Genomic DNA, 25,094 nt, shown 5'->3' on the forward strand with positions numbered 1-25,094 from the left:
TTGCCGATGCGGGTAGTCTGGCCCGATCGCAAAGTCGCTCAAGGCATCCATGCTCGCTCGGCCCGCGACATCCTTGTCGCGGGACGCTTTGCTCTTCAGCCCAGACTACCCGCACAGTTAACTTTTGCGCGCGCTTTAAGTTCCGCCTCGTTCACCTTCAGTTCTGGTAATTGACCATCACTTCGCTGCTCAACACCTGCAGGCCCGGCGGCAACGCCCCCCTGCCCGCCACGCCAAACACCATATAGAGCGTTTCGCCCGCGTCGAGCTGCGCCAGTTCGCGCGTCGCGCCGCTGCCGCCCTCCAGCGTAGCGCAACGCTGCGCGCCGCACAGCCGGACCTGTAAACCCGACGGCGCAGGGCCGGTGAGCTGATAACGCCAGTTAATAATATTAACCGAGCCGGAAATCCCCGGTGGCGCGCGCAGCGGCTTTGAGCGGACCCAGCCGCCGCGGTTGCTTAACGCCGGGCCGCTGACGCTGGCCTGCCACGCGCCCGAGGCGGCGTAAAGCGGCAAAGCGGTCAGCGACAGCAGCGCCAGCCCCCAGCACCAGCGGCGCATTATTTGCCTCCAATGGTGGCGGTCATACGGATCTGGCGGTTGTCGGTCAGCTCCATATTGGAGAGCACCACCAGCTGCGGCAGATTGCGGCGCAGGAAGCGCGCCAGCAGCGCGCGCAGCGGATGGTTGACCAGCAGCACCGGCGGCGCGCCCAGCATCTCCTGACGCTGCAGCGCGGCCTGCGCCTGCTCCAGCAGCCGGTCAGCCAGACCCGGCTCCAGCCCGCCGCCGCCCTGCAGCGCCTGCAGCAGCAGACGCTCCAGCGTGGTATCAAGGCCGATCACCTGCACTTCGTCATTGCCAGGGAACCACTGCTGTGTAATGGCGCGCCCCAGGGCTACGCGCACCACGCTGGTCAGTTCCTGCGGATCGTTCTGCACCGGCGCGTGCTCCGCCAGGGTTTCGATAATCGTACGCATATCGCGGATCGAGACGCGCTCGGTCAGCAGGTTTTGCAGCACCTTGTGCAGCGTGGTCAGGGTTATCACGCCCGGCACCAGATCTTCCGTCAGCTTCGGCATCTCCTGGCTGACGCGATCGAGCAGTTGCTGCGCCTCCTGACGGCCAAAAAGCTCGCTGGCGTACTGGCCAATCAGGTGGTTAAGGTGCGTTGCCACCACGGTACTCGCTTCCACCACGGTAAAGCCCTGGATCTGCGCCTGCTCTTTCAGCGCGCTGTCGATCCAGATGGCGGCCAGACCAAATGCCGGATCGACAGTCGCCTCGCCCGGCAGCGTGCCCGCCGCCGTTCCGGGGTTGATCGCCATCCAGCGGCCAGGATAGGCGTCGCCGCTGCCAATCTCTACCCCTTTCATCAGAATGCGGTAGCGCGCGGGCGGCAGCTCCATATTGTCGCGAATATGCACCACCGGCGGCAGAAAGCCGACATCCTGCGCCACCTTTTTACGGATGCTGCGGATACGGCCCAGCAGCTCGCCGTTCTGCGTGTGATCCACCATTGGGATCAGACGATAGCCGACTTCCATTCCCAGCGTATCTTCCAGCTGCACATCGGTCCAGGACGCCTCGGTATTGGCTGGCGTATCTGAAGGTTTCATGATGGAGCTGCTGGCGGCTTCCGGATTCTTCTTCGCCTCCATCTCACGGCCGCGCATCCACCATGCCAGGCCGAGCAGCGCGCCGGTAAAAAGCAGGAACACAAAGTTCGGCATGCCGGGCACCAGGCCCAGCAGACCGAGCACGCCGGCGCTCAGCAGCATTACGCGTGGGTTTTTAAACAGCTGCCCCACCATCTGCTCGCCAACATCCTGATCGGTGCCGACGCGAGTCACGATGACGCCCGCCGCGGTGGAGATCACCAGCGCCGGGATCTGCGCTACCAGACCGTCACCGATAGTCAGCAGCGTGTAGGTTTCCGCAGCATGGCCAATATCCATACCGTGTTGCACGACGCCCACCAGCAGACCGCCGATGATATTGATGACCATGATAAGAATGCCGGCGATGGCGTCGCCGCGTACGAACTTACTCGCACCGTCCATCGAACCGTAGAAGTCCGCTTCCTGCGTCACCTCGGTACGTCGCTTTTTCGCCTCCTCTTCGCCGATCAGGCCCGCGTTAAGATCGGCGTCGATCGCCATCTGTTTACCCGGCATGCCATCCAGCACGAAGCGCGCGCCCACTTCCGCGATACGTCCCGCGCCCTTGGTGATAACCATAAAGTTAATGACCACCAGGATGACGAACACCACGATACCGATAGCAAAGTTGCCGCCGACGAGGAAGTGGCCGAACGCTTCTACTACGCGTCCCGCCGCGCTGCCGCCGGTATGGCCATCCATCAGGATGATACGCGTCGAGGCGACGTTCAGCGCCAGTCGCAGCAGCGTCGAGAAAAGCAGGATGGTGGGAAAGGCGGCGAACTCCAGCGTGCGCTGGGTGAACATCGCCACCAGCAGCACCATAATCGAGAGCGCGATGTTAAAGGTGAACAACAGATCGAGGATGAAGGAGGGCAGCGGCAGCACCATCATCGACAGGATCATCATAATCAACACAGGGCCGGCAAGTACCTGCCACTGTGTCTCTTTCAGGTTGTTCGGTAAACGCAGTTTTGCGGCCAGGTTAGCCATCGTTTCGCTTCTCTCCTGCAAAGTCCATCTCTGCCGGAACCGGCAGGTTTTTCGGTTTGTTCGGGATCAGGCCGCCTTCGCGCTTCCAGCGGCGCAGCTGCCAGACCCAGGCCAGTACTTCCGCCACCGCCGCGTAGAGCGCGCCGGGGATCTGCTGACCAATCTCTGTATGCCGGTAGAGCGCGCGCGCCAGCGGCGGCGCCTCCAGCAGCGGTATGCGGTGTTCTGCGGCAAGTTCGCGGATCTTTAATGCCACCTCGCCCGCCCCTTTCGCCACCACTTTCGGCGCGCTCATCTTTTTCTCGTTGTACTGCAGCGCCACGGAGTAGTGCGTCGGGTTAGTGACGATAACGTCAGCTTTGGGCACATCGGCCATCATGCGGCGGCGCGCGGCGGCGCGCATCGCCTGGCGGATACGCCCTTTTACGTGCGGGTCGCCTTCCTGCTGTTTAAATTCGTCGCGGATCTCCTGGCGCGACATGCGCAGCTTTTTGTAATGGCTGTAGAGCTGCCAGAAAACGTCATAGCCCACCATGGGGATCAGGCCAAGCACCACCAGCGCGCAGCAGGCGGCGATCATCCCCAGCCCGTGCATCAGCGCGTTGGTGGGCGACTGGCTGACCAGGCGCAGCATCTCGCTCCAGTGCGACCAGATGTACCAGCCGCCTACGCTCCCCACCAGCACCGCTTTCAGAATGCCTTTGAACAGCTCGGTCCAGGCCTGAGCGGCGAACATGCGGGAAAAACCCGGCAGCGGGTTAAGCTTTTTAAAATCCATCTTGATCGATTTGCCGCTGATCACGATACCGCCCAGCAGCATCGGTGCGGCGATCGCCACCAGCACCAGCCCGCCCAGCAACGGCAACAACGCCATCACCGCCTGGCCGATCAGACTGCTGATATGGCCGATGATGAGCTTGCTGTCGTTCACCATGCCGTGGTCGAAACGCAGCCCGGAAGCGACCATCGCCGCCAGCTGGCGCGCCATCATCGTGCCGCCCAGCCAGAGGATCATAAGACCCGCCAGCAGCATCAGCACCGACGTCAGCTCGCGCGAACGCGGAATCTGTCCCTCCTCACGCGCTTTTTCAAGTCGGTGGGGTGTGGGCGATTCTGTTTTGTCCTCGTCGCTCTCTTCAGCCACGACAAACCTCAGTGGGTGGGAATTCTGAGCACAGCATGCCAAAGTACGCGGCAGTTAAAGCGGGGATTAAGCGGAGAAAAAGCGAGTTAATTTCGCCATAAGGCAAACGCGTATCGATCGGGAGGCGTTGCGCCTCCCGATCGGGGGTAAAACCAGCCTCAGAAACCCAGGCTGTCCAGCAGGTCGTCTACCTGATCCTGACTGGAAACGATGCCCGGCGCATCGGCATGAATTTGCGGGCCGTTCAGCAGGCTCGAGCTTTGCTGACGCTGCTCGGCGCTGACTTCCGGCATATTCTCCAGCAGCACCATCAGCAGCTGACGCTCAATTTCCTGAATCACATCCATCATGCGCTTGATCACCTGGCCCGTAAGGTCCTGGAAATCCTGCGCCATCATGATTTCGAGCAGCTGCTTGTTGGTAAATGAGGTGTGCCCCGGCACCGCAGAAAGAAACTCGCGAGTATCCGAAACCAACTCACGGGCATCCGCCAGCTCAATCGGGTTCTCGAACCATGCGTCCCAGCGGCCTTTCAGCTGGCTGGCACCGGCCTCCATTTTGTCCTGATGCGGCTGCGCGGCTTCAACGCAGTTAAGAGCGCGGTCGGCAGCCTGCGCGGTCATCTGTACGACATAATCCAGACGGTCGCGCGCGTCGGGGATCGCCTCCGCCGCTTCGGCAATCGCCTGATCCAGTCCCAGTTCGCGCAGGCTGTCGCGCAGCATACGGGTCAGAGAGCCGATCCGGGTAATGATGTCTTGCGCCGTGGCGGCATCCTCAGTTGATTTCGGAAGGTTGCTCATCACATCTCCTTACATACCCAGTTTTTCGAAGATTTTGCCTAACTTCTCTTCCAGCGTGGCGGCGGTGAAAGGCTTCACCACGTAGCCGCTGGCGCCGGCCTGCGCGGCCGCGATAATGTTCTCTTTTTTCGCTTCCGCGGTTACCATCAGCACCGGCAGCTGGCCCAGCGTGCCGTCGGCGCGAATGGTCTGCAGCAGCTGCAGGCCATCCATGTTCGGCATATTCCAGTCGGAGATGACGAAGTCGAAGCCGCCCGCGCGCAGTTTAGAGAGCGCATCAACGCCGTCTTCCGCCTCTTCGACATTATTGAATCCCAGCTCTTTCAGCAGGTTACGCACAATACGACGCATCGTGTTGAAGTCGTCAACCACTAAAAAGCGCATGTTTTTATCAGCCATAATTACTCCTGTGTTATCTCGCCCGGCAGGACGGGCCTGTTAAATACGCAGTGCCTGTCCGGCGCTAATTTTTGCCAGCATATGCTGGCTGACGTTGCCTAAATCCACGACTTCGCTCACACCGCCGCTGGCGATGGCTTCTCGCGGCATACCAAATACCACGCAGGACGCTTCGCTCTGTGCGATGGTCCAGGCGCCGGCGCGGTGCATCTCCAGCATGCCCGCCGCGCCGTCGTTGCCCATACCGGTAAGGATGACCCCTACCGCGTTACGTCCGGCGTTGATGGCTACCGATTTGAACAACACATCCACGGAGGGCTTGTGGCGGTTCACCGGCGGCCCTTCATTCAGTTTCACTACATAGTTTGCCCCGCTGCGCGCCAGCTCCATATGCATCGCGCCCGGCGCGATATAGGCGTGCCCCGGCAAAATGCGCTCGCCATCTTCCGCTTCTTTCACCGTAATCTGGCAGAGCTTGTTGAGACGCTCGGCGAAGGATTTGGTGAAACCCGGCGGCATATGCTGGGTGATCATCAGCGCAGGGCTGGTCGGCGGCAGCGGCTGCAGCACGTGACGAATCGCTTCGGTGCCGCCGGTCGACGAGCCAATGGCGATCAGCTTTTCGCTACTGAGCAGCGGACCCGCTTTTAAGGTTAACGGCGCCGGCATCGTCGGACGGGCGTGCAGTCGCGCGCGCGCCGCCGCGCGGATCTTGTCGGCGATCATCTGGCTGTAGGCCAGCATCCCTTCGCGAATGCCGAGCTGCGGTTTGGTGACAAAATCCACCGCTCCCAGCTCCAGCGCGCGCAGCGTGATCTCCGAGCCTTTGCCGGTCAGCGACGAAACCATGACCACCGGCATCGGACGCAGACGCATCAGTTTTTCCAGAAAGTCGAGGCCGTCCATGCGCGGCATCTCCACGTCCAGCGTCAGCACCTGCGGGTCGTACTGCTTGATTAAATCGCGCGCGACCAGCGGATCGGGCGCGGTAGCCACCATCTCCATATCGGGATGACTGTTGATGATCTCGGTCATCAGCTGTCGCATCAGCGCGGAGTCATCCACGCACATTACGGTGATTTTGCTCATCGTCTTTCCTTCGTCAGTCCATAGACGGTTTGTCCGCGCAGCCAGAACTCTTTGCTAATCTGACTGAAGTTCTCTGAGTGACCGGCAAAGAGCAGACCGCCCGGCTTCAACAGGGGAACAAAACGACGCAGAATCTTCTCCTGCGTCTCTTTATCGAAATAGATCATTACGTTGCGGCAGAAGATCGCATCAAACGGCCCCGGCAGCGCCCACTCGTTCGCCAGCAGGTTGAGCTGGGCGAAGCTGACGCTGTGCGCCAGTTCCGGGCGTACGCGCACCATGCCAGCATGCGGGCCGGTGCCGCGCAGGAAAAAGCGCTGCAGCTGCTGCGGCGACAGCGTGCGCAGCTCCTCCTGGCGATAGACGCCGGCGACCGCTTTCTCCAGCACCTGGGTATCGATATCGCTGGCGTGCACCTGAAACTTGCCCGGCCCGGCGCCCAGCGTTTCCGCCAGCGTCATCGCGATCGAGTAAGGCTCTTCGCCGGTCGAGGCCGCCGCACACCAGACGTTAAAGCTGCCTGAACGCTTACGCGCATGCTCCGCCAGAATCGGGAAATGGTGCGCCTCGCGGAAAAATGCCGTCAGGTTGGTGGTCAGCGCATTGATAAAAGCCTGCCACTCCGCGCTGTTGACGTCGTTCTCCAGCAGAGCCAGATAGCGACCAAAGTCATCAATGTTCAGCGTGCGCAGACGGCGCACCAGACGGTTGTAGACCATTTCGCGCTTGTGGTCGGCCAGCACAATGCCAGCTCGCTGATAGATCAGCTGGCTGATACGACGAAAGTGTGTATCCGAAAGCGGCAGGCGCTGCACCATCTGCGAGAGCATGGTTGTCGCTTCGTTTTGATCCAGTAGCGTCGATTTCTTCATTTCAGGTCACCTGGCACTGTACTTAATTCATTAGATTCTGCTGCTATGCCGGGCGGCGTTGCCGCCGACCCGGCCATCCAGGCGATTAAAAGGTTTCCCAGTTGTCGTCGCTACGACCGACCGCCGCGCGGGAAGCCGCTACTGGCGCATCCAGACGTAGACTTTTCGACGCCGTAGTTCTGTTAACGGCCTGGCCGACAAATTCTTTACCGATATTGAACACAGAAACCGCCTGTTTCAGTCGGCTGGCCTGATCTTCCAGCGATGCGGCCGCCGAAGCAGACTCTTCCACCAGCGCGGCGTTCTGCTGCGTGACGCGATCCATCTCCGTTACCGCCAGACCGACCTGGTCAATGCCACGGCTCTGCTCGTCCGACGCCGAGGCGATTTCACCCATAATGTCGGTTACGCGCGTTACCGCGCTGACGATCTCACCCATGGTTTCGCCTGCGCTTTCTACCAGCTGCGAGCCGGCATTGACGCGGTTCACCGAGTCTTCAATCAGCGACTTGATCTCTTTCGCCGCCTGGGCGCTGCGCTGCGCCAGGCTGCGCACCTCGCCCGCCACCACGGCGAAGCCGCGGCCCTGCTCGCCCGCACGCGCCGCTTCTACTGCCGCGTTCAGCGCAAGAATGTTGGTCTGGAAGGCGATGCCGTCGATGACGCTGGTGATATCGGCAATCTTCTTCGAGCTACCGGCGATGTCGCTCATGGTTTTCACCACGCCATCCACCACCTTGCCGCCCTGCTGCGCGGTTTCCGAGGCGTTAAGCGCCAGCTGAGAGGCCTGACGGGCGTTCTCGGCGTTCTGCTTCACGGTCGCGGTCAGCTGCTCCATGCTGGCAGCGGTCTGCTCCAGCGACGCCGCCTGCTCCTCGGTACGGGAAGAGAGATCGTTATTGCCGACGGCGATTTCGCTGGCACCGGTATAGATAGCGTCCGCGCCGTCGCGTACGGTAGAGACGGTGCGCGCCAGCTCCTGCTGCATATGCTGCAGCGCCCCGAGCAGATCGCCCAGTTCGTTGCGTACGCTAAAATTAACCGGCTGCGTCAGATCGCCGCGCGCAATATGGCGGATATGCTCAATGCTCTGCTTCAGCGGAGCGATCAGCGAGCCGCGCATTACCGTCCAGACCAGTAGGCTTATCAGCAGCGATACGATCACCAGTCCGAGCGCCATCATGATGGCGTGGTCGTAAGCGGTGTTATTGGTCTCGACGCCCTGCTGCGCCAGCAGCTGGTTATGGCTCTGCCAGGCGTTATAGTCTTTCTGGAATTTATCCTGAAAACCCTGGGTCGGCTGGTCGACGAAGCCTTTGAAATTGCCTGTGCCGAGAAACCCAATCAGTTCGGCCAGCGCGTCGCGATAGGCTTTGTAGTTTGCCTGCAGAGCCACCACGTTATCTGCGGTTTTCCCCTGTTCAGATAAGTTCGCGTTAAAGTCGGCGAACCCCTGATCGGCTACCTTCAGCTCCTCGTTAGCCAGCGCTACCAGATCCTGCACCGTCGCGCCGGAACCGGCGTGTTGGCTGTCCAGCAGATAGCGGATCCCGGCCCGGTTCAGCGTGTTGCGCGCCTGAACCAGGGAAACCCATGAGGTGCCCATCGCCTGTTGCAGCGTCGCGAGACGCTGGTTATAGGCAAAATTCTCTTTGTCGGCTTTCACCGTTTTAAAAAAAGCGCTTCCGGAAACGAGCTGTAGCACGATAAACAGCGCCAGCACACTCAGCAGGCCAGAGACAACGCGTACTCGATTAAACATAAACACCTCATTGGTTGGCGGAACGCATCAGTTATCGGCGTTAGTGAAGGGATCTTTATGTGGCTAAGGCGGGATTAACGCCGCAGGCGTTAAAAAAGAGAGGTCGCCAGCATTCGGGCGCGATCGGGGCGGAAACAGGCGGAAGACAAAGAAGCCCGCGTCCCTGCGGGCAGAAGATTTCAGGTTAAAAGGTTTCCCAGTTTTCCCCGGAGGCGGATGCCGCCGCCGCCTGGCGCGCAGGCGCAGGCGCGGTCGCAAGCGTGCGCGCTGCGATACGCGGTGCCTGGGTGGCACGCGGGATCTTGAAGACCGCCACCGACTGGCTCAGGCGGCTCGCCTGCGACTCCAGCGACGCGGCCGCCGAGGCGGACTCCTCCACCAGCGAGGCGTTCTGCTGCGTGACGCGGTCCATCTCGGTTACCGCCAGACCTACCTGGTCAATGCCGCGGCTCTGCTCGTCCGACGCCGAGGCGATTTCACCCATAATGTCGGTTACGCGCGTCACTGCGCCAACGATCTCGCCCATGGTGTCGCCCGCGGTGCCCACCAGCTGCGAACCGGCGTTAACGCGATTCACCGAGTCTTCAATCAGCGACTTAATCTCCTTTGCCGCCTGGGCGCTGCGCTGCGCCAGGCTGCGCACCTCGCCCGCCACCACGGCGAAGCCGCGGCCCTGCTCGCCCGCGCGCGCCGCTTCTACCGCGGCGTTCAGCGCCAGAATATTGGTCTGGAAGGCGATGCCGTCGATAACGCCGGTGATATCGGCGATCTTCTTCGAGCTGCCGGCGATGTCGCTCATGGTTTTCACCACGCCGTCTACTACCTCGCCGCCTTTACGCGCGGTTTCCGAGGCGCTCAGCGCCAGCTGCGACGCCTGACGGGCGTTCTCGGCGTTCTGCTTCACGGTCGCGGTCAGCTGCTCCATGCTGGCGGCGGTCTGCTCCAGCGACGCCGCCTGCTCCTCGGTGCGGGCGGAGAGATCGTTGTTGCCCGCTGCGATTTCACTGGCGCCGCTCAGGATGGCGTCGGAACCGTCGCGCACGTTGCTGACGGTGCTCACCAGCGCCTGCTGCATCTCCTGCAGGCCGTTCGCCAACTGGCTCATCTCGTTGCGCCCTTCCACCGCAATCGGCTGAGTAAGATCGCCCGCTGCAATGGTGCGAATATGGGTCAGCAGCTGGTGCAGCGGCTGGATCAGCACATGCCGCAGGCCGAACCAGCAGGCGACGACCACGCTGGTCACCAGCAGCGCCACGGCCGCCAGCAGCCACATCATCTGCACAAATGCACGCTGGTTCTGCTCTGCGCCCTGCGCGGCAAGCGCCGTCTGCTTCGTGCGCCATTCGCTGTAGGCGTCCTGCATATTGGTCTGGATCTGTTCGATATTGAAGCGGAACATCCCCTCCAGATCGCGCGCCTTCAGGCGCTCCAGCATACCGGCCAGGCCATCGTGATAGCTGGCGTACTGCGCCTCCAGCTTATCCCGCAGCGCCACGTCCAGTCCGGGCGTAGAAGGCAGATCGTAATAGACTTTAAAGTTGCGATCGGCCTGCGCCAGCTGTTGCTCAGTTTGTTGCACCAGCTGGTCTAACTGACCGCCATTGATCTGCGCCGCCGTGCTGCTCTGCAGGCGCAGCATGGCGCGGTTAAGGGTGATGCGCGTCTGGTTAAGCGCGATCCACGCATCGGTCATCGCCGTCACGTTTTGGGTAGAGACCTGCGCCAGCGCAAAGGCATCTTTATCTTTCTGAAGCGCGGACCAGAACAGCCCGCCCGATGTCAGCTGCAGCAGGCTAAAAATCGCCAGTACGGCGATCAGGCTGGTCACCACTTTGATTCGTTTCAACATATCGTTTTCCCGGGAGTCATAAAAAATCGTGCAGGCTCTCTATCGGCGCGACATCGCCAGACCTGAGCCTGTTTAGCTGTTTTTACCGTTTTGAAGGTTTTGTAAGCGGAACGTGAGGCTGGATTGCATTGAAACGGCTAAAAAAATACCGGGCTAACGCCCGGTATTAACATGCGCCTGTGCGATTAGCCCGATCAGAAGGTTTCCCAGTTGGCGTCGCTGCCGGGCGCGGCCAGTGCCTTGCGCGGCGCGGAGGCGCTGGGTACCGGCGCCGCAATCTGGGCATGTCGCGTGCCGACAGTCGCTGCCGCGCGCGGGATCTTGAAGACCGCCACCGACTGGCTCAGGCGGCTCGCCTGCGACTCCAGCGAGGCTGCCGCTGCTGCTGACTCTTCCACCAGCGAGGCGTTCTGCTGCGTAACGCGATCCATCTCCGTTACCGCCTGCCCTACCTGGTCGATACCGCGGCTCTGCTCGTCCGACGCCGAGGCGATTTCGCCCATAATGTCGGTCACGCGCGTTACCGCGTTAACGATATCGCTCATGGTCTCGCCCGCTGTGCCCACCAGCTGCGAACCGGCATTGACGCGGTTCACCGAGTCTTCAATCAGCGACTTGATCTCTTTTGCCGCCTGGGCGCTACGCTGCGCCAGGCTGCGCACCTCGCCCGCCACCACGGCGAAGCCGCGGCCCTGCTCGCCTGCGCGCGCCGCTTCCACCGCGGCGTTCAGCGCCAGGATGTTAGTCTGGAAGGCGATGCCGTCGATAACGCTGGTGATATCGGCGATCTTCTTCGAGCTGCCGGCGATGTCGCTCATGGTTTTCACCACGCCGTCCACCACATTGCCGCCTTTTTGCGCGGTTTCCGAGGCGCTCAGCGCCAGCTGCGACGCCTGACGGGCGTTTTCAGCGTTCTGCTTCACGGTCGCGGTCAGCTGCTCCATGCTGGCGGCGGTCTGCTCCAGCGACGCCGCCTGCTCTTCGGTGCGGGCGGAGAGATCGTTGTTGCCTGCAGAAATTTCGCTGGCGCCGGTAAAGATGGCGTCAGAACCGTCGCGCACGTTGCTGACGGTGCTCACCAGCGCCTGCTGCATCTCATGCAGGCTAGCGGCCAGCTGGCTCATCTCGTTGCGCCCTTCCACCACAATCGGTTGGGTCAGGTCGCCCTGCGCAATCTGCTGAATGTGCGCGATGCTGCCGTTCAGCGGGTTGATCAGCACGCGGCGCAGGCCAACCCAGCACAGCGCGATAGCCAGCACGACCAGTACCATAATGGCGCCGAGGATCCACAGCATACGAGTATAGGCGCTGGCATTTTTCTCTACGCCCAGCTCGGAGAGGTGCGCCTGGTTGGCGCGCCAGTCGGTATAGATCTTAAGAAATGCGTTCTGGTTAGGCGCAACCGGCACCCTGCCCGCTTCGTCGAGATTATTGGCTACCAGCGCCGCCTGCATCTGCGTCAGCGCCGTCGCATAGGCGCCATAGGCGTCCATCAGAAGGTTATTGAGCGCCGCGTCCTGTCCCGGCGTGTCTGGCGTCGTTTTAAACAGATCGAACTTTTTAGCCGCCGTTTGCTGGAAGTTCTGACTGTCGGTAAACAGCGATGCGATATCCGGCGCTTTACCATCCAGCTTGCTGTTTGCGATTCGCAGCTGAACACGCGTCAGCACTACCCGGCTCTGGTTGAGGCTCATATAGGCATCGTTGAGCGCCTCAAGGTTTTTGCTGGCAAGCTGCGACACGTTAAAGCTGGTTTTATCATCGCTTAATGCCGAGAAGAACACTGCTCCTGAAAAAGCCTGGAACAGGCCAAACATCAGTAAAACCAGTAATAAACTGGTGACTACGCGAATTTTGGTTAACATAGGGAGCCCTGGGAAAGTAGAAGATCAAGCAATAAAGGTATCGGCGGGGAGCGGAATATATTTAGCGCGCTAAGGATATTTAAAATATGTTTCTGTTTGATTCAGAAGATAAATAATCACAGGCCGGTTTATCCCGGCCTGTGAGAAGAGGCTTACGCGCTGCGCAGCGTATCCATCAGCGCCATCTCTTCGCTGCTCAGCAGCTTCTCGATATCCACCAGAATCAGCATACGCTCGCCGAGCGCACCGAGACCGGTCAGGTATTCGGTAGACATAGTGACGGCGAACTCCGGCGCAGGACGGATCTGATCCTGCGTCAGCGACAGCACGTCAGAAACGCCGTCCACCACAATGCCGACTACGCGCTGTACCAGATTCAGCACGATGACCACAGTGTTGTCGTTGTACTCGACGTCCGGCTGGGAAAATTTCACGCGCAGGTCGATAATCGGCACGATAACGCCGCGCAGATTGGTAACGCCTTTAATAAATTCCGGCGTGTTGGCGATGCGCGTGACCTGATCGTAGCCACGGATCTCCTGCACCTTAAGAATATCGATTCCGTACTCTTCGTCTCCCAGCGTAAATACCAGGAACTCCTGGCCGACGGTTTCGCCGGCGATTTTGGTCACGGTTGCCATTCCAGTCATTTTTCTACCCTTTTGTTATCAGTCAGGCGGCCGCGCCGGCCACACGTTTTTCACGGTTGAGCGATTGCAGCGCCGACACGTCAACGATCAGCGCGACGCTGCCGTCGCCGAGGATGGTGGCGGCAGAGATGCCAGGCACCTTGCGATAGTTGCTCTCCAGGTTTTTCACAACCACCTGGTGCTGGCCAATGAGCTGATCGACCAGCAGCGCGTAACGCTTGCCCGCGCTCTGCAGGATGACGACGATACCCTGCGTCGCCTCGGTTTTCGCGCCCTGGACGTCAAACACGTTCCACAGCTCAACCAGCGGCAGGTACTCGCCGCGCACTTCCAGCACGCACTCGCCGCCCGCCAGCGGCTTCAGCTCTTCGCTGCGCGGCTGCAGAGATTCCATTACCGCGTTGAGCGGCAGGATAAACACTTCGTCCGCGACGCGTACTGACATACCGTCGAGGATCGCCAGCGTCAGCGGCAGCAGGATACGGATAGTGGTGCCTTTACCCTGCTTCGAAGCGATCTCCACATGGCCACCCATCTCCTGGATGTTTCGCTTGACCACATCCATGCCGACGCCGCGGCCCGACACGTCGGTGACCTGCTCAGCGGTGGAGAAGCCCGGTGCGAAGATCAGCATGCCGACCTCTTCGTCGGTCATGTTTTCGCTGACCGGCAGGCCGGACGAGAGCGCTTTGGCAAGAATGCGCTCGCGGTTCAGGCCAGCGCCATCGTCAGAGACTTCGATACAGATATTGCCGCCCTGATGTTCCGCTGAAAGCGTCAGATTGCCGGTCGCCACTTTGCCCGCCGCCAGACGTTTTTCCGGCGACTCAATGCCGTGGTCGAGGCTGTTGCGCACCAGGTGCGTTAAGGGGTCAATAATACGTTCGATCAGGCTTTTATCGAGTTCGGTCGAGCTGCCGAGCAGCGTCAGTTCCACCTCTTTACCCAGCTTGCTCGCCAGATCGCGCACCAGACGCGGGAAGCGGCTGAATACATATTCCATCGGCATCATACGAATCGACATCACCGATTCCTGCAGGTCGCGCGCGTTGCGCTCCAGCTGCCCCATGCTGTTCAGCAGATCGCCGTGAGCGACCGGATCGAGTTCGCCGGAGCGCTGCGCCAGCATTGACTGGGTAATAACCAGTTCACCGACCAGGTTAATCAGCTGATCAACCTTTTCCACCGCGACGCGGATGCTGCTTGACTCGCTGCTTTTCGCCGGCGCGGCGGCGCGTTTGGCTTCGCGCTTCGCAACCGGCAGTTCGCTGACGCTGGCGCTCTGAACCGGCGCGGCTTCAGCGACCGGTGCAGGAGCGGCTGGCGCAGGTTCGGCGACCGGCGCGGCTTCAGCGGCGTCCGCCTGCGGGAAGCGGATCTGCCCTTCTTCGATAACGAAGCAGAGTACCGCCACGATGTCGTCTTTACCGACGCCGTCGATAGTCGCTTCTAAAGAGTCGTTGCCTTTCACCACATTGCTTAAGCTGCCCAGATTGCTCAGCTCTTCCAGCATCAGGTCGACCTCTTTCTCTTTGAGGTTGACCAGCTGCACGCGCAGGCCACTGCTGGCCGGCGCCTCTTGCGCGACTGGCGCAGCCGCCGCGGCCGCTGGGGCGGCAACCGGCAGGCCTTTCGCCTCTAACGCCAGCTGGCGCAGCGCTTCGCAGATGTAGTTAAAGCTTTCCGCGTTTGGCTCCTGCGCGGTTTTATAGGCATCGAGCTGTTCCTGCATAATATCTTTAGTTTCCAAAAACAGGTTGATGATGTCGGTGCTGAGCTGCATCTCGCCGCGACGAGCACCATCCAGAATGTTTTCCAGAATGTGGGTGGTTTCCTGTAATACCGTAAAACCGAAGGTTCCGGCACCGCCCTTTATTGAGTGGGCGGCGCGGAAGATGGCATTAAGCTGCTCGGAGTCCGGCTCCTGGGGATCGAGCCCCAGCAGATGCTGCTCCATATCAGCTAATAGCTCATCGGCCTCATCGAAAAACGTCTGGTAAAAATCGCTGATGTCCATGCTCACGGGATCACCTCGGCTGTGAGGGGGCTGCTGTGTTTACCGGGCTGCTGCTTTGCGGCACAGGCGGCGCGGTAATCTTTTCAATGGCCGCCGGATCGCTCACCTGTACGGCGTCGCTCTCGGCGTTCTCTTTTTCAATTGCTGCTTCAGTGTCGTGGTTCAACACCAGCAGGCTGATGCGGCGGTTAACGGCATCGTTGCCGCCGCGGTTTTTCAGTTTCATGGTGTCGGCCATGCCTACTACGCGCAGTATTTTGCCGCCATCAAGGCCGCCTATTACCAGTTCGCGGCGCGAGGCGTTGGCGCGATCGGCTGAAAGCTCCCAGTTGCTGTAGCCGCGGTCGCCATTCGCGTACTGAAAATCGTCGGTATGGCCCGCCAGGCTGATGCGGTTGGGAATATCGTTCAGCAGCGGCGCGATGCCGCGCAGGATATCGCGCATATAGGGTTCGACTTCCGCGCTACCGGTCTTAAACATTGGCCGGTTCTGGCTGTCGATAATCTGAATACGTAACCCTTCGTCCACCATGTTAATAATCAGATGCGGACGCAGCGCCTTGAGCCGCGGGTCCGCCTCGATCAGCTGATCCAGCTTCTCGCGCAGGCGATTCAGGCGAATGTCATCCAGCTTGCGCTTCTGCTCATCCATATTGACGACTTTTTTCACTTCGCCCTGGATGCGCGTGGCATCATCACCGCCGCCCGGAATGGGGCTGTCGCTGTCGCTGCTGCGCTTGCCGCCGGTCAGCGCGACCTTCAGCGGCGTTTTAAAATATTCGGCGATCTGCACCAGCTCCTGCGGACTGGAGATGGAGATCAGCCACATCACCATAAAGAAGGCCATCATCGCCGTCATAAAGTCGGCGTAGGCGATCTTCCACGAGCCATGGCCGCCTTCGTGGCCTTTATGCTTGCGCTTTTTGATCACCACTATGGGGCGGTTGCCGTTCTTCATGCATTTTCGTCCGAAGTCTGTTTAGCCGGATTTTTTGCGTTGCGTACGTGCTCTTCCAGTTCGCTGAACGACGGGCGCTCGGTGGAATAAAGCGTTTTACGACCAAACTCCACCGCAATCTGCGGCGCGTAGCCATTGAGGCTGGAGAGCAGCGTGACCTTAATGCACTGCATCATCTTGGTGGTTTCAGCGCACTTCTGGCGCAGCACCGACGACAGCGGCGAGATAAAGCCGTACGCCAGCAGGATGCCGAGGAATGTCCCCACCATCGCGTGCGCCACCAGCGCGCCCAGCTCAGCGGCCGGACGATCGGCGGAGGCCAGCGCGTGCACCACGCCCATTACCGCCGCCACGATGCCGAATGCGGGCAGACCGTCACCGATGGCGGATAAACTTTGCGCTGGCACTTCGCATTCGTGTTCGTAGGTTTCGATCTCTTCATCCATCAGCGCCTCAATCTCAAAGGCGTTCATGTTGCCGCTGACCATCAGACGCAAATAATCAGTAATAAAGTCCACCAGCTGTTTATCGGCGAGAATACGCGGATAATTAGAAAAGATTTCGCTCTGTGTCGGATCTTCAATATCGCGCTCCAGCGAAAGCATGCCCTGCTGGCGCGATTTGGCCATCAGGCGATAAAGCAGCGCCATCAAATCCATATAAAGGGCTTTGTTGTATTTCGAGCCGCGCATTAGCTTCGGCAGCGCTTTTAGCGTTTTTTTAATCGACTTGCCGTTATTGCCGACTAAAAAAGCGCCAGCCGCGGCCCCGCCGATAATTAACAGCTCGGAAGGCTGGTAAAGCGCGCCCAGATGACCGCCCACCAGCATATATCCGCCCAACACGGATGCGACAACAACGATATAACCTAATAAGATCAGCACAAAAAAATCCTTACGTCCGTAACGTGTTGGTGGAAGTTAAGCCAGAGAGCCGCAGGCGTTATTCAAATCGTGGGCAAAAAAAAAGCAGCGGGGGATACCCGCTGCTGGATGACTTTCCACGATGCGAACAAACTTAAACGGCGTGTTTAACCTGTTCATCCAGCAGTTGTGGAAAGGTATCGGCAGAATCTGCAGAAAGTTTACGTCTTTTTACCGCACGTGATGGCGGCTGGCACAGGCTGCAGACAAAGCTGCCGACCGGCTGATGCGCATGGTTGATAAAACTGCCGTTGCAACTTTTGCAGTCATCCAGTTCCAGCATGCCACTTTCAACGAATCGCACCAGGGTCCAGGCGCGCGTCAGCGCCAACAGCGGGCCCTCGTCCGATTGCGGACACTGCTCAAGATAGAGGCGGTAAGCTTTAATAACCGCATCTACGCCGGTTGCCATACCGGTTTTCAGCATAAACTGCCAGGCGTTACAGAACATAGAAGCGTGAATATTTTGCTCCCACGTCATAAACCAGTCGGTAGAGAACGGCAGCATGCCTTTCGGCGGCGGGCTGCCGCGCAGCTCTTTATAAAGTTTAATCAGACGGCCGCGGCTTAACTGGGTTTCGCTTTCCAGCATTTGCAAACGTGCGCCCAGCGAAATTAATTCCATGGCGAGCTGAATATCGCGCGCTTCCTGGACAATGCTTTTATCTGACATTTACATCGCCCTCTTTTTCGCCGGCGCTTCTTCTTTAGAAACATTACGCAGCAAACGGCTGGATAATAAAATTCCGGTGTGGATTTGTTGTAAATCATCCACGCGGGATTCCTGCGTCAGTCGATTAATAATGTTGTGATCGTTAAAGCGGAACTGACAAACCAACTGGTTGGTTTCCGCTAACTTTACCATTTCAGGCAGAGTTAATTGCGACAATGCATTAGCCATCTCTTCATCAATTCCGAGGCGAAACATTGCAGAAGCTTTTTCCTGGTTAATTAATCGCTGTGCAAGCAGTAAATAAGACAGGTTGATATCATAAATATGTTTAAGTAAATCAGATGTACCCATTTTTTCCATCCTGACAGACGCGACGTTAGAGCATCGCAGAAAAAACCCTCTGCGCTTCGGGTTGCTGGTTGTTAAATCTAAAGATGGCAAAAATTTACAGCCAAAAACCAAACGTACTCTGAAGTCTGCTTTATGTCTTTTGCGACATTTTTACAGCGTTAGTCAAAACCCCAGGGCCATTCTTTTTTAAATTATTGCGCTCTTCCGTGACGTCTTTTTACACTTCTTTAAGACTATTCCTAAAACAACGCAAATCTATCCCGTCTGATTTGCACATACAACGACAGGGATGTGAAATTTTAGATAAAGTGTGATCTGCATCACACTTTTAAGGCAAATTTTTTCCTCAACCCTTCAGTTCCGCTTTTACTTTGTCTGTTTTTTGTTCAATTTTGCTTTATTTCACTTATATTTCGTCCTAGAAATGGGCTTATTCCCCTTACAAACATGATGTATCTCTCAGATAGCCGGAGAGTCGATCTATTATCTTTAACATTGCGCTTACCACCCTATAAGCAGCCGCATCACCACTCTCAGGCAGCATAAAGCTCTGAAAATGGCTGTCGACAACCATTTAAAAATTAATCACTTAGGGCAAATGTTACCTGGAGTTAGTAAGCGAAACGTAAAGAGAGACGGCGAAGAACCGGCGCATTTACGCAACGAATCGTTAACGCTTAACAGTGGACGTAAAGCCGGGGACAGTAGATGTAACAATGAGTTACATTAGAGATGTGAATGAATGGCGAAGTTGACACTTTTATGACTTCTAACTATCGGCATCAGGACGCCAGACTTTAGGCCTGCGCGCACAAAAAAAGCGTTTTTTTTCATGAGTGGCGGGTAAAGCAACAAATGCCACTCTATGCCGGGGTTTTACGGTAACGGAATGCTTTAGCGAGGCTGGAGAGAAAAGGCGGTAACGGGATAAAAACAAACGGCGGCCCGTATTAACAGGCCGCCGTGGACATCAGGCGAGTTTAGGGAAGGTCGCCACTTTATTTACCGTACTGTGATCTTCGCTACGCGGCGGAATTTCCCACAGGTCCTTCAGGAAGCTTTCACGCCAGTGCGTAATATCATTTTTGCGTAGAACCGCCATCATATCGTTGTAGCGTGAAATACGCTCTGTACGCGGCATGGTCAGCGCCTTGTTCAACGCCGCCGCTACTTCGTCACGATCGTAAGGGTTGACGATCAGCGCCGAGGTCAGCTCGTTGGCAGCACCGGCAAAACGCGACAGCACCAGTACGCCCGGATCGTCCGGGTCCTGCGCGGCGATATACTCTTTTGCCACCAGGTTCATGCCGTCGCGCAGCGGCGTCACCAGACCGACGTCGGTCAGACGGAAAATCTTCATCAGCAGACGACGGTCAAAGTGCTGGTTGAGATAGTAGAGCGGCGTCCAGCCCAGCGTACCGTACTTACCGTTGATGCGCCCGGCCTCGGTTTCCAGCTGGTGACGAATATCCTGATAGGCCTGAACATCACCGCGCGAGGTCGGCGCAATCTGCGAATAGCGGATTTTGCCGCGATGCTCGGGGAAGTTTTCCAGCAGCGCTTCATACGCCAGGAAACGCTCCGGCAGCCCTTTCGAATAGTCGAGGCGCTCACAGGCGATGATGTTTTTCGCATCGCCCAGTTCGCGCTTCATCGCCGCCATTTTGGGTGGCAGCGGGCCTTCAGCCATCTCTTTGATGCTGTCCGGCTCGATACCGATAGGGTAAACCTCGGTCATAAAGGTATTGCCGAAGGCGCGGTGTTTCTTCTCGCCTTTATTCTGCAGCTGCGTCAGCTGGCTCAGACAGTCAAGGAAGGCCACGCGATCCGATTCCGTCTGGAAGCCCAGCAGATCGTATTCGCACAGCATCTCCAGCAGCTCTTTATGCGGAGGCAGCGCGTTGAAAATTTCCGGCGTCGGGAACGGGATATGCAGGAAGAAGCCAATGCGGTTATTAATGCCCTGCTTACGCAGCGCGGCGGCGAACGGCAGCAGATGATAATCGTGGATCCACAGGGTGTCGTCCGGCTTAATCAGCGGCTTCAGGCGCTGCGCCAGCATCTCATTGACGCTGCAGTAGCCGTCCCAGGCTTCACGCTGGAACTGCACCAGATCGAGACGGTAATGGAACGCGGGCCAGATTACGGTATTGGAGAACTGACAGTAATACAGATCGTAATCGTTCTGGCTCAGCGGCAGCGCGGCGTAGGAGATGCCGTCATGTTCTGCCTGTACGAGTTCGTCTTCCTCTTCTCCGGAAAATTCGCTGATTTCCCCGTTCCAGCCAAACCACAATCCTCCGGTGGTTTTTAGCGCGTCAAGAATGCCGACGGCGAGGCCGCCTGCGCTGGCTTTTTTCCCATCAGGAATGGCTACTCGGTTAGATACGACCACTAAACGACTCATAACCTTTACTCCTTACCCACGTTGTCTTGTTTTATTTGTAATAGTAATCGCTCCAGCCACGCATATACCGCCTCGACGTCTGGCAGTCGATAGCGCGCCTGACTGGAACCTTGTCCAACCTTTACGGAAATGCCCTGCATGGCGTTTACGGCGATAAATCCTTTCTCATCCGTCAGATCGTCTCCGACAAATACCGGGATTCGACCGGTAAAAGGCGCTTCTCGCATAAAGGCGCGCACAGCTTCGCCTTTATCTACTCCCTGCGGTTTAATCTCCACGACGCATTTTCCCGGCTGAAGCGTCAGCGCCGGGAAGCGCTTCACGACCTGTTCGGCCAGGTCGAGCACATCCTGCTCATGCTGCATCGCCTGACGGTAATGCAGCGCGAAGGCCATACCCTTGGCCTCAAGTAACGTGCCTGGCCAGCGCGCCATCGCCTCTTGCAGCTGCTGCTGCAACGCCTCGGCGACGTCAGGCTCCAGAGTGATTTGATGCAGTTCGCCCTGCGCATCGCGACGCTCAGCGCCGTGTACGCCAGCGGCAGGCGCAATAAGGGGCGCGGCCAGCGCGTCGAGTTGCGCAACTGGCCGACCCGATACCAGCGCCAGCGCGCCGTGACAAAGGGATGACAGCTGTTGCAGCTGCTGGCGAACGTTTTCTGGAATGAAAACGGCGTCAGGCTGTGGCTGAATAGCGGCAAGGGTGCCGTCTACGTCAAAAAAGAAGGCATAAAGACCGCCGCTTAGCGCAGGAAGCGAGGCATGTTCATTCGCCGCTTGGGTCACGTGTCTTCTCCTGTTGTTGATTCGGGCGCGTCCGATTCGCGGCTTGTCAGGTCAGAGGCCTGGCTCGTCAACGCGCCATAGAAAGTAAGATGTTTTAGCGAGGGTGACCGTCTGCGGATTCGACAGCCGAAACGGCTGAGCAGGGGTTAAAGTGCAGGGCAAAAACTGCGGATACCAGCTTGAAAAATCGGATAGAACGCCACTACGTTTTAAAACCTTCACAGACATATCAACCTGACTGAAAACATCGTCGCGATTAAGTGTAGTCGGCCTTCTCATATTTGCCAGTTGCGCGGCATTTTTTGCGAATTTGCAGCCGTTTATCCTGTTTCTCCCCTGCCGCTATCTATCCTCCTGCAAGGGTTGCGGGCGTTAAGCGAAGCGGGAAAAAAGCACATTCCGACGATGCAGGCACTCGCCGCAACCCGCTGCGTGGGCTGTATACTGGGGCAGTGGAGTGCTAACAAGGAGAGCAGTATGTTTCAGGTATCCGACGCCGCGGGCGGCGAAATTATCGACGTTATCTCTGTTCAGTCCCAGGTCGTTTACGGCAGCGTAGGCAACAGCATCGCCGTACCCGCGCTGCGCCGTCATGGGTTACAGGTAGTGGCGGTGCCTACGGTGCTGCTGAGTAATACGCCCCACTACGCCAGCTGCTACGGCGGTGAAATCCCTCAGCCCTGGTTTGAGGGCTATCTGACCGCGCTGGCGGATCGCAATCTCGACAGCGCCGCGCGCGCCGTGGTGCTGGGCTATCTGAAATCGACCGACAAGGCGGTAACGCTGGCGCGCTGGCTGCGGCTGATGCGCGAGAAAAACCCACAGCTGCCGGTGATTATCGATCCGGTGCTGGGCGATGACGACAGCGGTTTTTATGTCGATCCGCAGCTGGCGACGCACTATCGTGAACAGCTTGCGCCGCTGGCGACAGGGCTGACGCCCAACCGCTTTGAGCTGGGCTGCCTGTGCGGCACGCAACTGGAGAGCGACGCGGAAATTATTGACGCCGCGCGCTCGCTGCTTGGCGCGCGCACTGAATGGGTGGTGGTGACCAGCGCCACGCGCGATGAGGCGCGTCGCAGCATGCAGGTTTTCTGCGTGACGGCGAAAGAGACCTTTATCACCGAGCATCCACATTACGATAACCCGCCCAAAGGCACCGGCGATCTTTTTACCGCCGAACTGACCGCCGGCCTGCTGGGCGGCGTGCCGCTCAATAAAGCCGTTGAGCAGGCGAGCCTGTTCGCCCAGCAATCGGTGCTGGCGACCCGCACGCTGGGCATGCGCGAACTGCAGCTGGCGCGCGCAGAGTCATTGTGAAAACTGGGCAATTTCCTTTATGGTACAGTGACCTCTATTCACCTTAACAGGGTCTTCTGAATGTATAACAACACCTGTAAAACAGTCGGCGTGCTGAGCGCTGATTTCAGCCATCCGCAGACGGCAGCGCTGCTGCAGGAAGTCAACCGGCAGCTTAACGCGCGCGGCTGCGCGGCGCTGCTGGTTGACGCCGCAGCGGACGATCGCGCGCGGCAGCTGGTGCCGCTGCTGAGCGCCGCGATTCACCTTTCCGGTCGTTTTAGCGCTGCCTTTTGCGCCGCCGCCGGGAAGATTCCGCTTATCGCGCTGGAGGACCTGAATCTGGATGGCTTCGCCGCCGGCGCGGAAATGGGTCAGCTTCTGCTGGCACAGGGCCACCAGCGTTTCGGCTATCTGCAACAGGCGACCTGCGCCGATCCTGCGCGTATTGACGGCTTCAGCAGCGCTTTAGCCGCAGCAGGAAAGACGGTAAATCAGCACCTGACCGCCGCGGGGTCGGGAGATGACCGCGACAGCGGCTATCAGGCGATGATGCACTATCTGAAGCGCGCCCGCGCAGCGGAGCGTATTCAGGCGCTGTTCTGCGATAACGATCTGCTGGCGTTTGGCGCGTTGCAGGCGGTGCGCGATTTTGGTCAGGGTGCGCACGTCGCCGTTACCGGATTCGGCGACAGCGAAGAGGCGAACGCCTCAACGTGGCATCTGACAACCTGGGCGCAGCCGCGCGCGCTGCTGGTAGCGGAAGCGCTTAATCGTCTGCTGCTCAACCGCGCGGAGGAAGATGGCGCCTGGCGTCACAGCGAACTGCGCGTGCGCCACTCCCATCAGGGTAAAGCGGTACTGGGTGAAATGGGCCAGTGCGGCTGCGCCGTTCGTCACTAACTAAAAAGCCCGCCTGTTGGCGGGCTTTACGCAGCAAAATCGCTCGTCGCAGCGACGCGTTTACTGACGCGCCAGCGCTATGCCGCTGCCCTTATTGAGGGTAATCTGCGCGTTGTACTCTTTTGGCAGTCGCCGCGCCTGATAAAAGACTTTTTGCCAGTAAGGATTGTCGAGCGCGGAACGCACTACCCCCTGACTGACCGAAGCATGGAAGAAGTGCTGGTCGGTATCATAGAAGCCAACATGCATACCACCCTTGATGCGGAAAAAGACCAGATCGCCCGGCTGCAGATCGCGCGGCGCGATGCGTTTGCCCATCTTCAACAGCTCCGTGGTGGTGACGCGATCCATCGGCAGGTTGAAGCGGTCTTTCAGGGTTCGCCAGACAAAACCTGAGCAGTCGACGCCGGAAAGTTCAGTACCGCCCCACTGATATTGCGTGCCGTGCCAGGTGTGCATCTGATCGTGCAACGCCGCCACGACCGGAATGAGATCGGGCTGATCGCCCAGGCTCCCATCGCTGACCTGCGTATCGTTCTGGGCGGATGTATCGGTGGAATGACGGGAGCAGCCGCCAAGCAGAAAAGCAGAGGCTAACACAAGCGTCAGCAGAGGTCGCAGAGTCGTCATCGTGTAAGGTGAAACCCTAAGCAGGTTGGCGTGGTAGAGGACTTATAGCTTAATTACGGCTTCCACTAAACCTGCCGGGACGCCGCTTTACGTTAATTTACAAAAAGTGCGTTATTCGCTGATTTTAAGACAAATAGTGGCGCTCAGCGCGGCGCGCCCAGCGACTCGATAACGCCGGTCAGCTGCTGGATAACCTGCTGAGCGGCGCGCGACAGCTGCCGCGCCGGCGCGCAGCATAACGCCAGCGTCAGCGGCCTGACGCTACTGTCGCGCAGCGGCACGAAGCTGAGCACGCCCCGCTCGACCTCATCCATCACGTCCAGCAGGCTTAACATGCTGATGCCGCTGCCCTGCCTGATCAGCGATTTGATCAGGCGAATGTCGTTACAGGTAATGACGTTTTCCGGCTGCAGACTATGGCGGCGGTAAAGCATCTCTACCCGCTCATGCACCACCAGCGGCGGGCCGGGAATAATATGCCGCTCGGCGCTGAGCTGGCCGGTAGAGAGCGTATCGCATCCGCTGAGCACATGCCCGGCGGGCAGCACGACGCCAATCGGCAGTTCTGCAAAGGCCATCACGCTCAACCCCGCCTGCCCCTGTGGATCCAGCACCAGCCCGGCGTCCAGCTCCGCCAGCCGCACCTGCTCGCTAATCTGCGCGCTGTCATGCACGCTGAGATCAAGGCGCAGCCAGGGGTGCGTCTGCGCAATTTGTGACAGCGCATCGGCAATTGCCCCTTCGTTTAGCGCCTGAATCAGACCGAGACTGACATGCCCGCGCCGCAGCCCCTGAATCTCATCAAAACGCTGGCGGGTGCGCTGATATTCGCGCTGCCAGCGACGCAGATCGTCCAGCAGCAGCTCGCCCGCGCTGGTCAGCCGCATACCGTCCGGCAGCCGCTCAAACAGCCGCATGCCAAGCTCCTCCTCCGCCTGCAGGATCTGCCGGTTAATCGCTGAAGCGGAGACATGCAACTTTTCCGCCGCCTTGCGTAAGCTGCCGCTGCGCGCCAGCTCCAGGAAGTAGTGTGAAAAACGTGAAAAAGGCAGCATGGGTT

Annotated in this window: 22 protein-coding genes; 2 read left to right on the top strand and 20 right to left on the bottom strand. The window is 58.7% G+C overall.

All coding sequences use genetic code 11. The features are described from left to right. Positions 1 to 157: 157 nt before the first annotated feature. The 18 genes from MHZ89_RS06640 to otsB form a co-directional block, all read right to left on the bottom strand. Positions 158 to 562: a flagellar protein FlhE gene (locus tag MHZ89_RS06640; protein WP_271152976.1), complete on the bottom strand. Its 405-nt coding sequence runs from the start codon at positions 560 to 562 to the stop codon at positions 158 to 160. Then, entirely contained in the window at positions 562 to 2,655 is a 2,094-nt protein-coding gene (flhA, locus tag MHZ89_RS06645; RefSeq protein WP_311782342.1) for a flagellar biosynthesis protein FlhA, read from the bottom strand. Before flhA ends, MHZ89_RS06640 begins: the two co-directional genes overlap by 1 nt. After that, positions 2,648 to 3,799, bottom strand: a complete 1,152-nt coding sequence (flhB, locus tag MHZ89_RS06650; RefSeq protein ID WP_311782343.1) for a flagellar biosynthesis protein FlhB — start codon at positions 3,797 to 3,799, stop codon at positions 2,648 to 2,650. The genes flhA and flhB overlap by 8 nt, the downstream gene beginning before the upstream one ends. A gap of 158 nt (positions 3,800 to 3,957) precedes the next feature. Next, positions 3,958 to 4,602 carry a protein phosphatase CheZ gene (gene cheZ / locus MHZ89_RS06655; protein WP_311782344.1) on the bottom strand — a complete coding sequence of 215 codons (645 nt, stop codon included), beginning with the start codon at positions 4,600 to 4,602 and terminating at the stop codon, positions 3,958 to 3,960. Between the two features lie 9 nt (positions 4,603 to 4,611). Next, complete coding sequence (cheY, locus tag MHZ89_RS06660) at positions 4,612 to 5,001, bottom strand: chemotaxis response regulator CheY (RefSeq protein WP_120453804.1); 390 nt, start codon at positions 4,999 to 5,001, stop codon at positions 4,612 to 4,614. A gap of 39 nt (positions 5,002 to 5,040) precedes the next feature. Next, the gene (locus MHZ89_RS06665) at positions 5,041 to 6,090 is read right to left on the bottom strand and encodes a chemotaxis response regulator protein-glutamate methylesterase (protein WP_311782345.1); all 1,050 of its coding nucleotides are present in this window, start codon (positions 6,088 to 6,090) and stop codon (positions 5,041 to 5,043) included. Then, positions 6,087 to 6,962: a protein-glutamate O-methyltransferase CheR gene (gene cheR / locus MHZ89_RS06670; protein WP_120453800.1), complete on the bottom strand. Its 876-nt coding sequence runs from the start codon at positions 6,960 to 6,962 to the stop codon at positions 6,087 to 6,089. Before cheR ends, MHZ89_RS06665 begins: the two co-directional genes overlap by 4 nt. 85 nt (positions 6,963 to 7,047) lie before the next feature. Continuing rightward, positions 7,048 to 8,724, bottom strand: a complete 1,677-nt coding sequence (locus MHZ89_RS06675; protein ID WP_311782346.1) for a methyl-accepting chemotaxis protein — start codon at positions 8,722 to 8,724, stop codon at positions 7,048 to 7,050. A 184-nt stretch (positions 8,725 to 8,908) separates the two neighbouring features. Next, on the bottom strand, positions 8,909 to 10,573 hold the full coding sequence (locus tag MHZ89_RS06680; RefSeq protein ID WP_311782347.1) for a methyl-accepting chemotaxis protein: 1,665 nt from the start codon (positions 10,571 to 10,573) through the stop codon (positions 8,909 to 8,911). A gap of 194 nt (positions 10,574 to 10,767) precedes the next feature. Then, positions 10,768 to 12,438, bottom strand: coding sequence for a methyl-accepting chemotaxis protein (locus MHZ89_RS06685; RefSeq protein WP_311782348.1), 1,671 nt, complete (start codon positions 12,436 to 12,438; stop codon positions 10,768 to 10,770). Between the two features lie 152 nt (positions 12,439 to 12,590). Further along, positions 12,591 to 13,088: a chemotaxis protein CheW gene (gene cheW / locus MHZ89_RS06690; protein ID WP_120453794.1), complete on the bottom strand. Its 498-nt coding sequence runs from the start codon at positions 13,086 to 13,088 to the stop codon at positions 12,591 to 12,593. A 22-nt stretch (positions 13,089 to 13,110) separates the two neighbouring features. After that, positions 13,111 to 15,105: a chemotaxis protein CheA gene (gene cheA / locus MHZ89_RS06695; protein WP_311783005.1), complete on the bottom strand. Its 1,995-nt coding sequence runs from the start codon at positions 15,103 to 15,105 to the stop codon at positions 13,111 to 13,113. A 10-nt stretch (positions 15,106 to 15,115) separates the two neighbouring features. Continuing rightward, positions 15,116 to 16,063: a flagellar motor protein MotB gene (gene motB / locus MHZ89_RS06700; protein ID WP_311782349.1), complete on the bottom strand. Its 948-nt coding sequence runs from the start codon at positions 16,061 to 16,063 to the stop codon at positions 15,116 to 15,118. Beyond that, a complete protein-coding gene (gene motA, locus MHZ89_RS06705) occupies positions 16,060 to 16,947 on the bottom strand; it encodes a flagellar motor stator protein MotA (RefSeq protein ID WP_311782350.1) in 888 nt (295 codons plus the stop codon). Before motA ends, motB begins: the two co-directional genes overlap by 4 nt. A gap of 133 nt (positions 16,948 to 17,080) precedes the next feature. After that, positions 17,081 to 17,659 carry a flagellar transcriptional regulator FlhC gene (gene flhC, locus MHZ89_RS06710; protein WP_311782351.1) on the bottom strand — a complete coding sequence of 193 codons (579 nt, stop codon included), beginning with the start codon at positions 17,657 to 17,659 and terminating at the stop codon, positions 17,081 to 17,083. Continuing rightward, the gene (flhD, locus tag MHZ89_RS06715; RefSeq protein WP_120453785.1) at positions 17,660 to 18,010 is read right to left on the bottom strand and encodes a flagellar transcriptional regulator FlhD; all 351 of its coding nucleotides are present in this window, start codon (positions 18,008 to 18,010) and stop codon (positions 17,660 to 17,662) included. It abuts the gene before it with no gap. A gap of 970 nt (positions 18,011 to 18,980) precedes the next feature. Further along, positions 18,981 to 20,417: an alpha,alpha-trehalose-phosphate synthase gene (otsA, locus tag MHZ89_RS06720; protein ID WP_311782352.1), complete on the bottom strand. Its 1,437-nt coding sequence runs from the start codon at positions 20,415 to 20,417 to the stop codon at positions 18,981 to 18,983. Between the two features lie 5 nt (positions 20,418 to 20,422). After that, the gene (gene otsB, locus MHZ89_RS06725) at positions 20,423 to 21,202 is read right to left on the bottom strand and encodes a trehalose-phosphatase (RefSeq protein ID WP_311782353.1); all 780 of its coding nucleotides are present in this window, start codon (positions 21,200 to 21,202) and stop codon (positions 20,423 to 20,425) included. A gap of 477 nt (positions 21,203 to 21,679) precedes the next feature. On the opposite strand from otsB, the gene pdxK reads away from it, so the two are divergent. Together pdxK and MHZ89_RS06735 are read left to right on the top strand one after the other, a co-directional pair. After that, complete coding sequence (gene pdxK / locus MHZ89_RS06730) at positions 21,680 to 22,522, top strand: pyridoxine/pyridoxal/pyridoxamine kinase (protein ID WP_311782354.1); 843 nt, start codon at positions 21,680 to 21,682, stop codon at positions 22,520 to 22,522. A gap of 60 nt (positions 22,523 to 22,582) precedes the next feature. Beyond that, on the top strand, positions 22,583 to 23,404 hold the full coding sequence (locus MHZ89_RS06735; protein ID WP_311782355.1) for a substrate-binding domain-containing protein: 822 nt from the start codon (positions 22,583 to 22,585) through the stop codon (positions 23,402 to 23,404). A 60-nt stretch (positions 23,405 to 23,464) separates the two neighbouring features. Here the strand turns inward: MHZ89_RS06735 and MHZ89_RS06740 are convergent, their stop codons facing one another. Both MHZ89_RS06740 and MHZ89_RS06745 read right to left on the bottom strand, forming a co-directional pair. Further along, a complete protein-coding gene (locus MHZ89_RS06740) occupies positions 23,465 to 24,025 on the bottom strand; it encodes an NlpC/P60 family protein (RefSeq protein ID WP_409373256.1) in 561 nt (186 codons plus the stop codon). Between the two features lie 152 nt (positions 24,026 to 24,177). Continuing rightward, on the bottom strand, positions 24,178 to 25,089 hold the full coding sequence (locus MHZ89_RS06745; protein WP_311782357.1) for a LysR family transcriptional regulator: 912 nt from the start codon (positions 25,087 to 25,089) through the stop codon (positions 24,178 to 24,180). Positions 25,090 to 25,094 lie beyond the last annotated feature (5 nt).

Origin of the sequence: Pantoea sp. ACRSB (assembly GCF_022346905.1) — a bacterium.
GTDB lineage: Bacteria > Pseudomonadota > Gammaproteobacteria > Enterobacterales > Enterobacteriaceae > Pantoea > Pantoea piersonii.

Coding starts and splice junctions, on each gene's coding strand:
- MHZ89_RS06640 (WP_271152976.1), bottom strand. CDS start 562: ATGCGCCGCTGGTGCTGGGGGCTGGCGCTGCTGTCGCTGACCGCTTTG.
- flhA (WP_311782342.1), bottom strand. CDS start 2,655: ATGGCTAACCTGGCCGCAAAACTGCGTTTACCGAACAACCTGAAAGAG.
- cheZ (WP_311782344.1), bottom strand. CDS start 4,602: ATGAGCAACCTTCCGAAATCAACTGAGGATGCCGCCACGGCGCAAGAC.
- cheY (WP_120453804.1), bottom strand. CDS start 5,001: ATGGCTGATAAAAACATGCGCTTTTTAGTGGTTGACGACTTCAACACG.
- MHZ89_RS06665 (WP_311782345.1), bottom strand. CDS start 6,090: ATGAGCAAAATCACCGTAATGTGCGTGGATGACTCCGCGCTGATGCGA.
- cheR (WP_120453800.1), bottom strand. CDS start 6,962: ATGAAGAAATCGACGCTACTGGATCAAAACGAAGCGACAACCATGCTC.
- MHZ89_RS06675 (WP_311782346.1), bottom strand. CDS start 8,724: ATGTTTAATCGAGTACGCGTTGTCTCTGGCCTGCTGAGTGTGCTGGCG.
- MHZ89_RS06680 (WP_311782347.1), bottom strand. CDS start 10,573: ATGTTGAAACGAATCAAAGTGGTGACCAGCCTGATCGCCGTACTGGCG.
- MHZ89_RS06685 (WP_311782348.1), bottom strand. CDS start 12,438: ATGTTAACCAAAATTCGCGTAGTCACCAGTTTATTACTGGTTTTACTG.
- cheW (WP_120453794.1), bottom strand. CDS start 13,088: ATGACTGGAATGGCAACCGTGACCAAAATCGCCGGCGAAACCGTCGGC.
- cheA (WP_311783005.1), bottom strand. CDS start 15,105: ATGGACATCAGCGATTTTTACCAGACGTTTTTCGATGAGGCCGATGAG.
- motB (WP_311782349.1), bottom strand. CDS start 16,063: ATGAAGAACGGCAACCGCCCCATAGTGGTGATCAAAAAGCGCAAGCAT.
- flhC (WP_311782351.1), bottom strand. CDS start 17,659: ATGTCAGATAAAAGCATTGTCCAGGAAGCGCGCGATATTCAGCTCGCC.
- flhD (WP_120453785.1), bottom strand. CDS start 18,010: ATGGGTACATCTGATTTACTTAAACATATTTATGATATCAACCTGTCT.
- otsA (WP_311782352.1), bottom strand. CDS start 20,417: ATGAGTCGTTTAGTGGTCGTATCTAACCGAGTAGCCATTCCTGATGGG.
- pdxK (WP_311782354.1), top strand. CDS start 21,680: ATGTTTCAGGTATCCGACGCCGCGGGCGGCGAAATTATCGACGTTATC.
- MHZ89_RS06735 (WP_311782355.1), top strand. CDS start 22,583: ATGTATAACAACACCTGTAAAACAGTCGGCGTGCTGAGCGCTGATTTC.
- MHZ89_RS06745 (WP_311782357.1), bottom strand. CDS start 25,089: ATGCTGCCTTTTTCACGTTTTTCACACTACTTCCTGGAGCTGGCGCGC.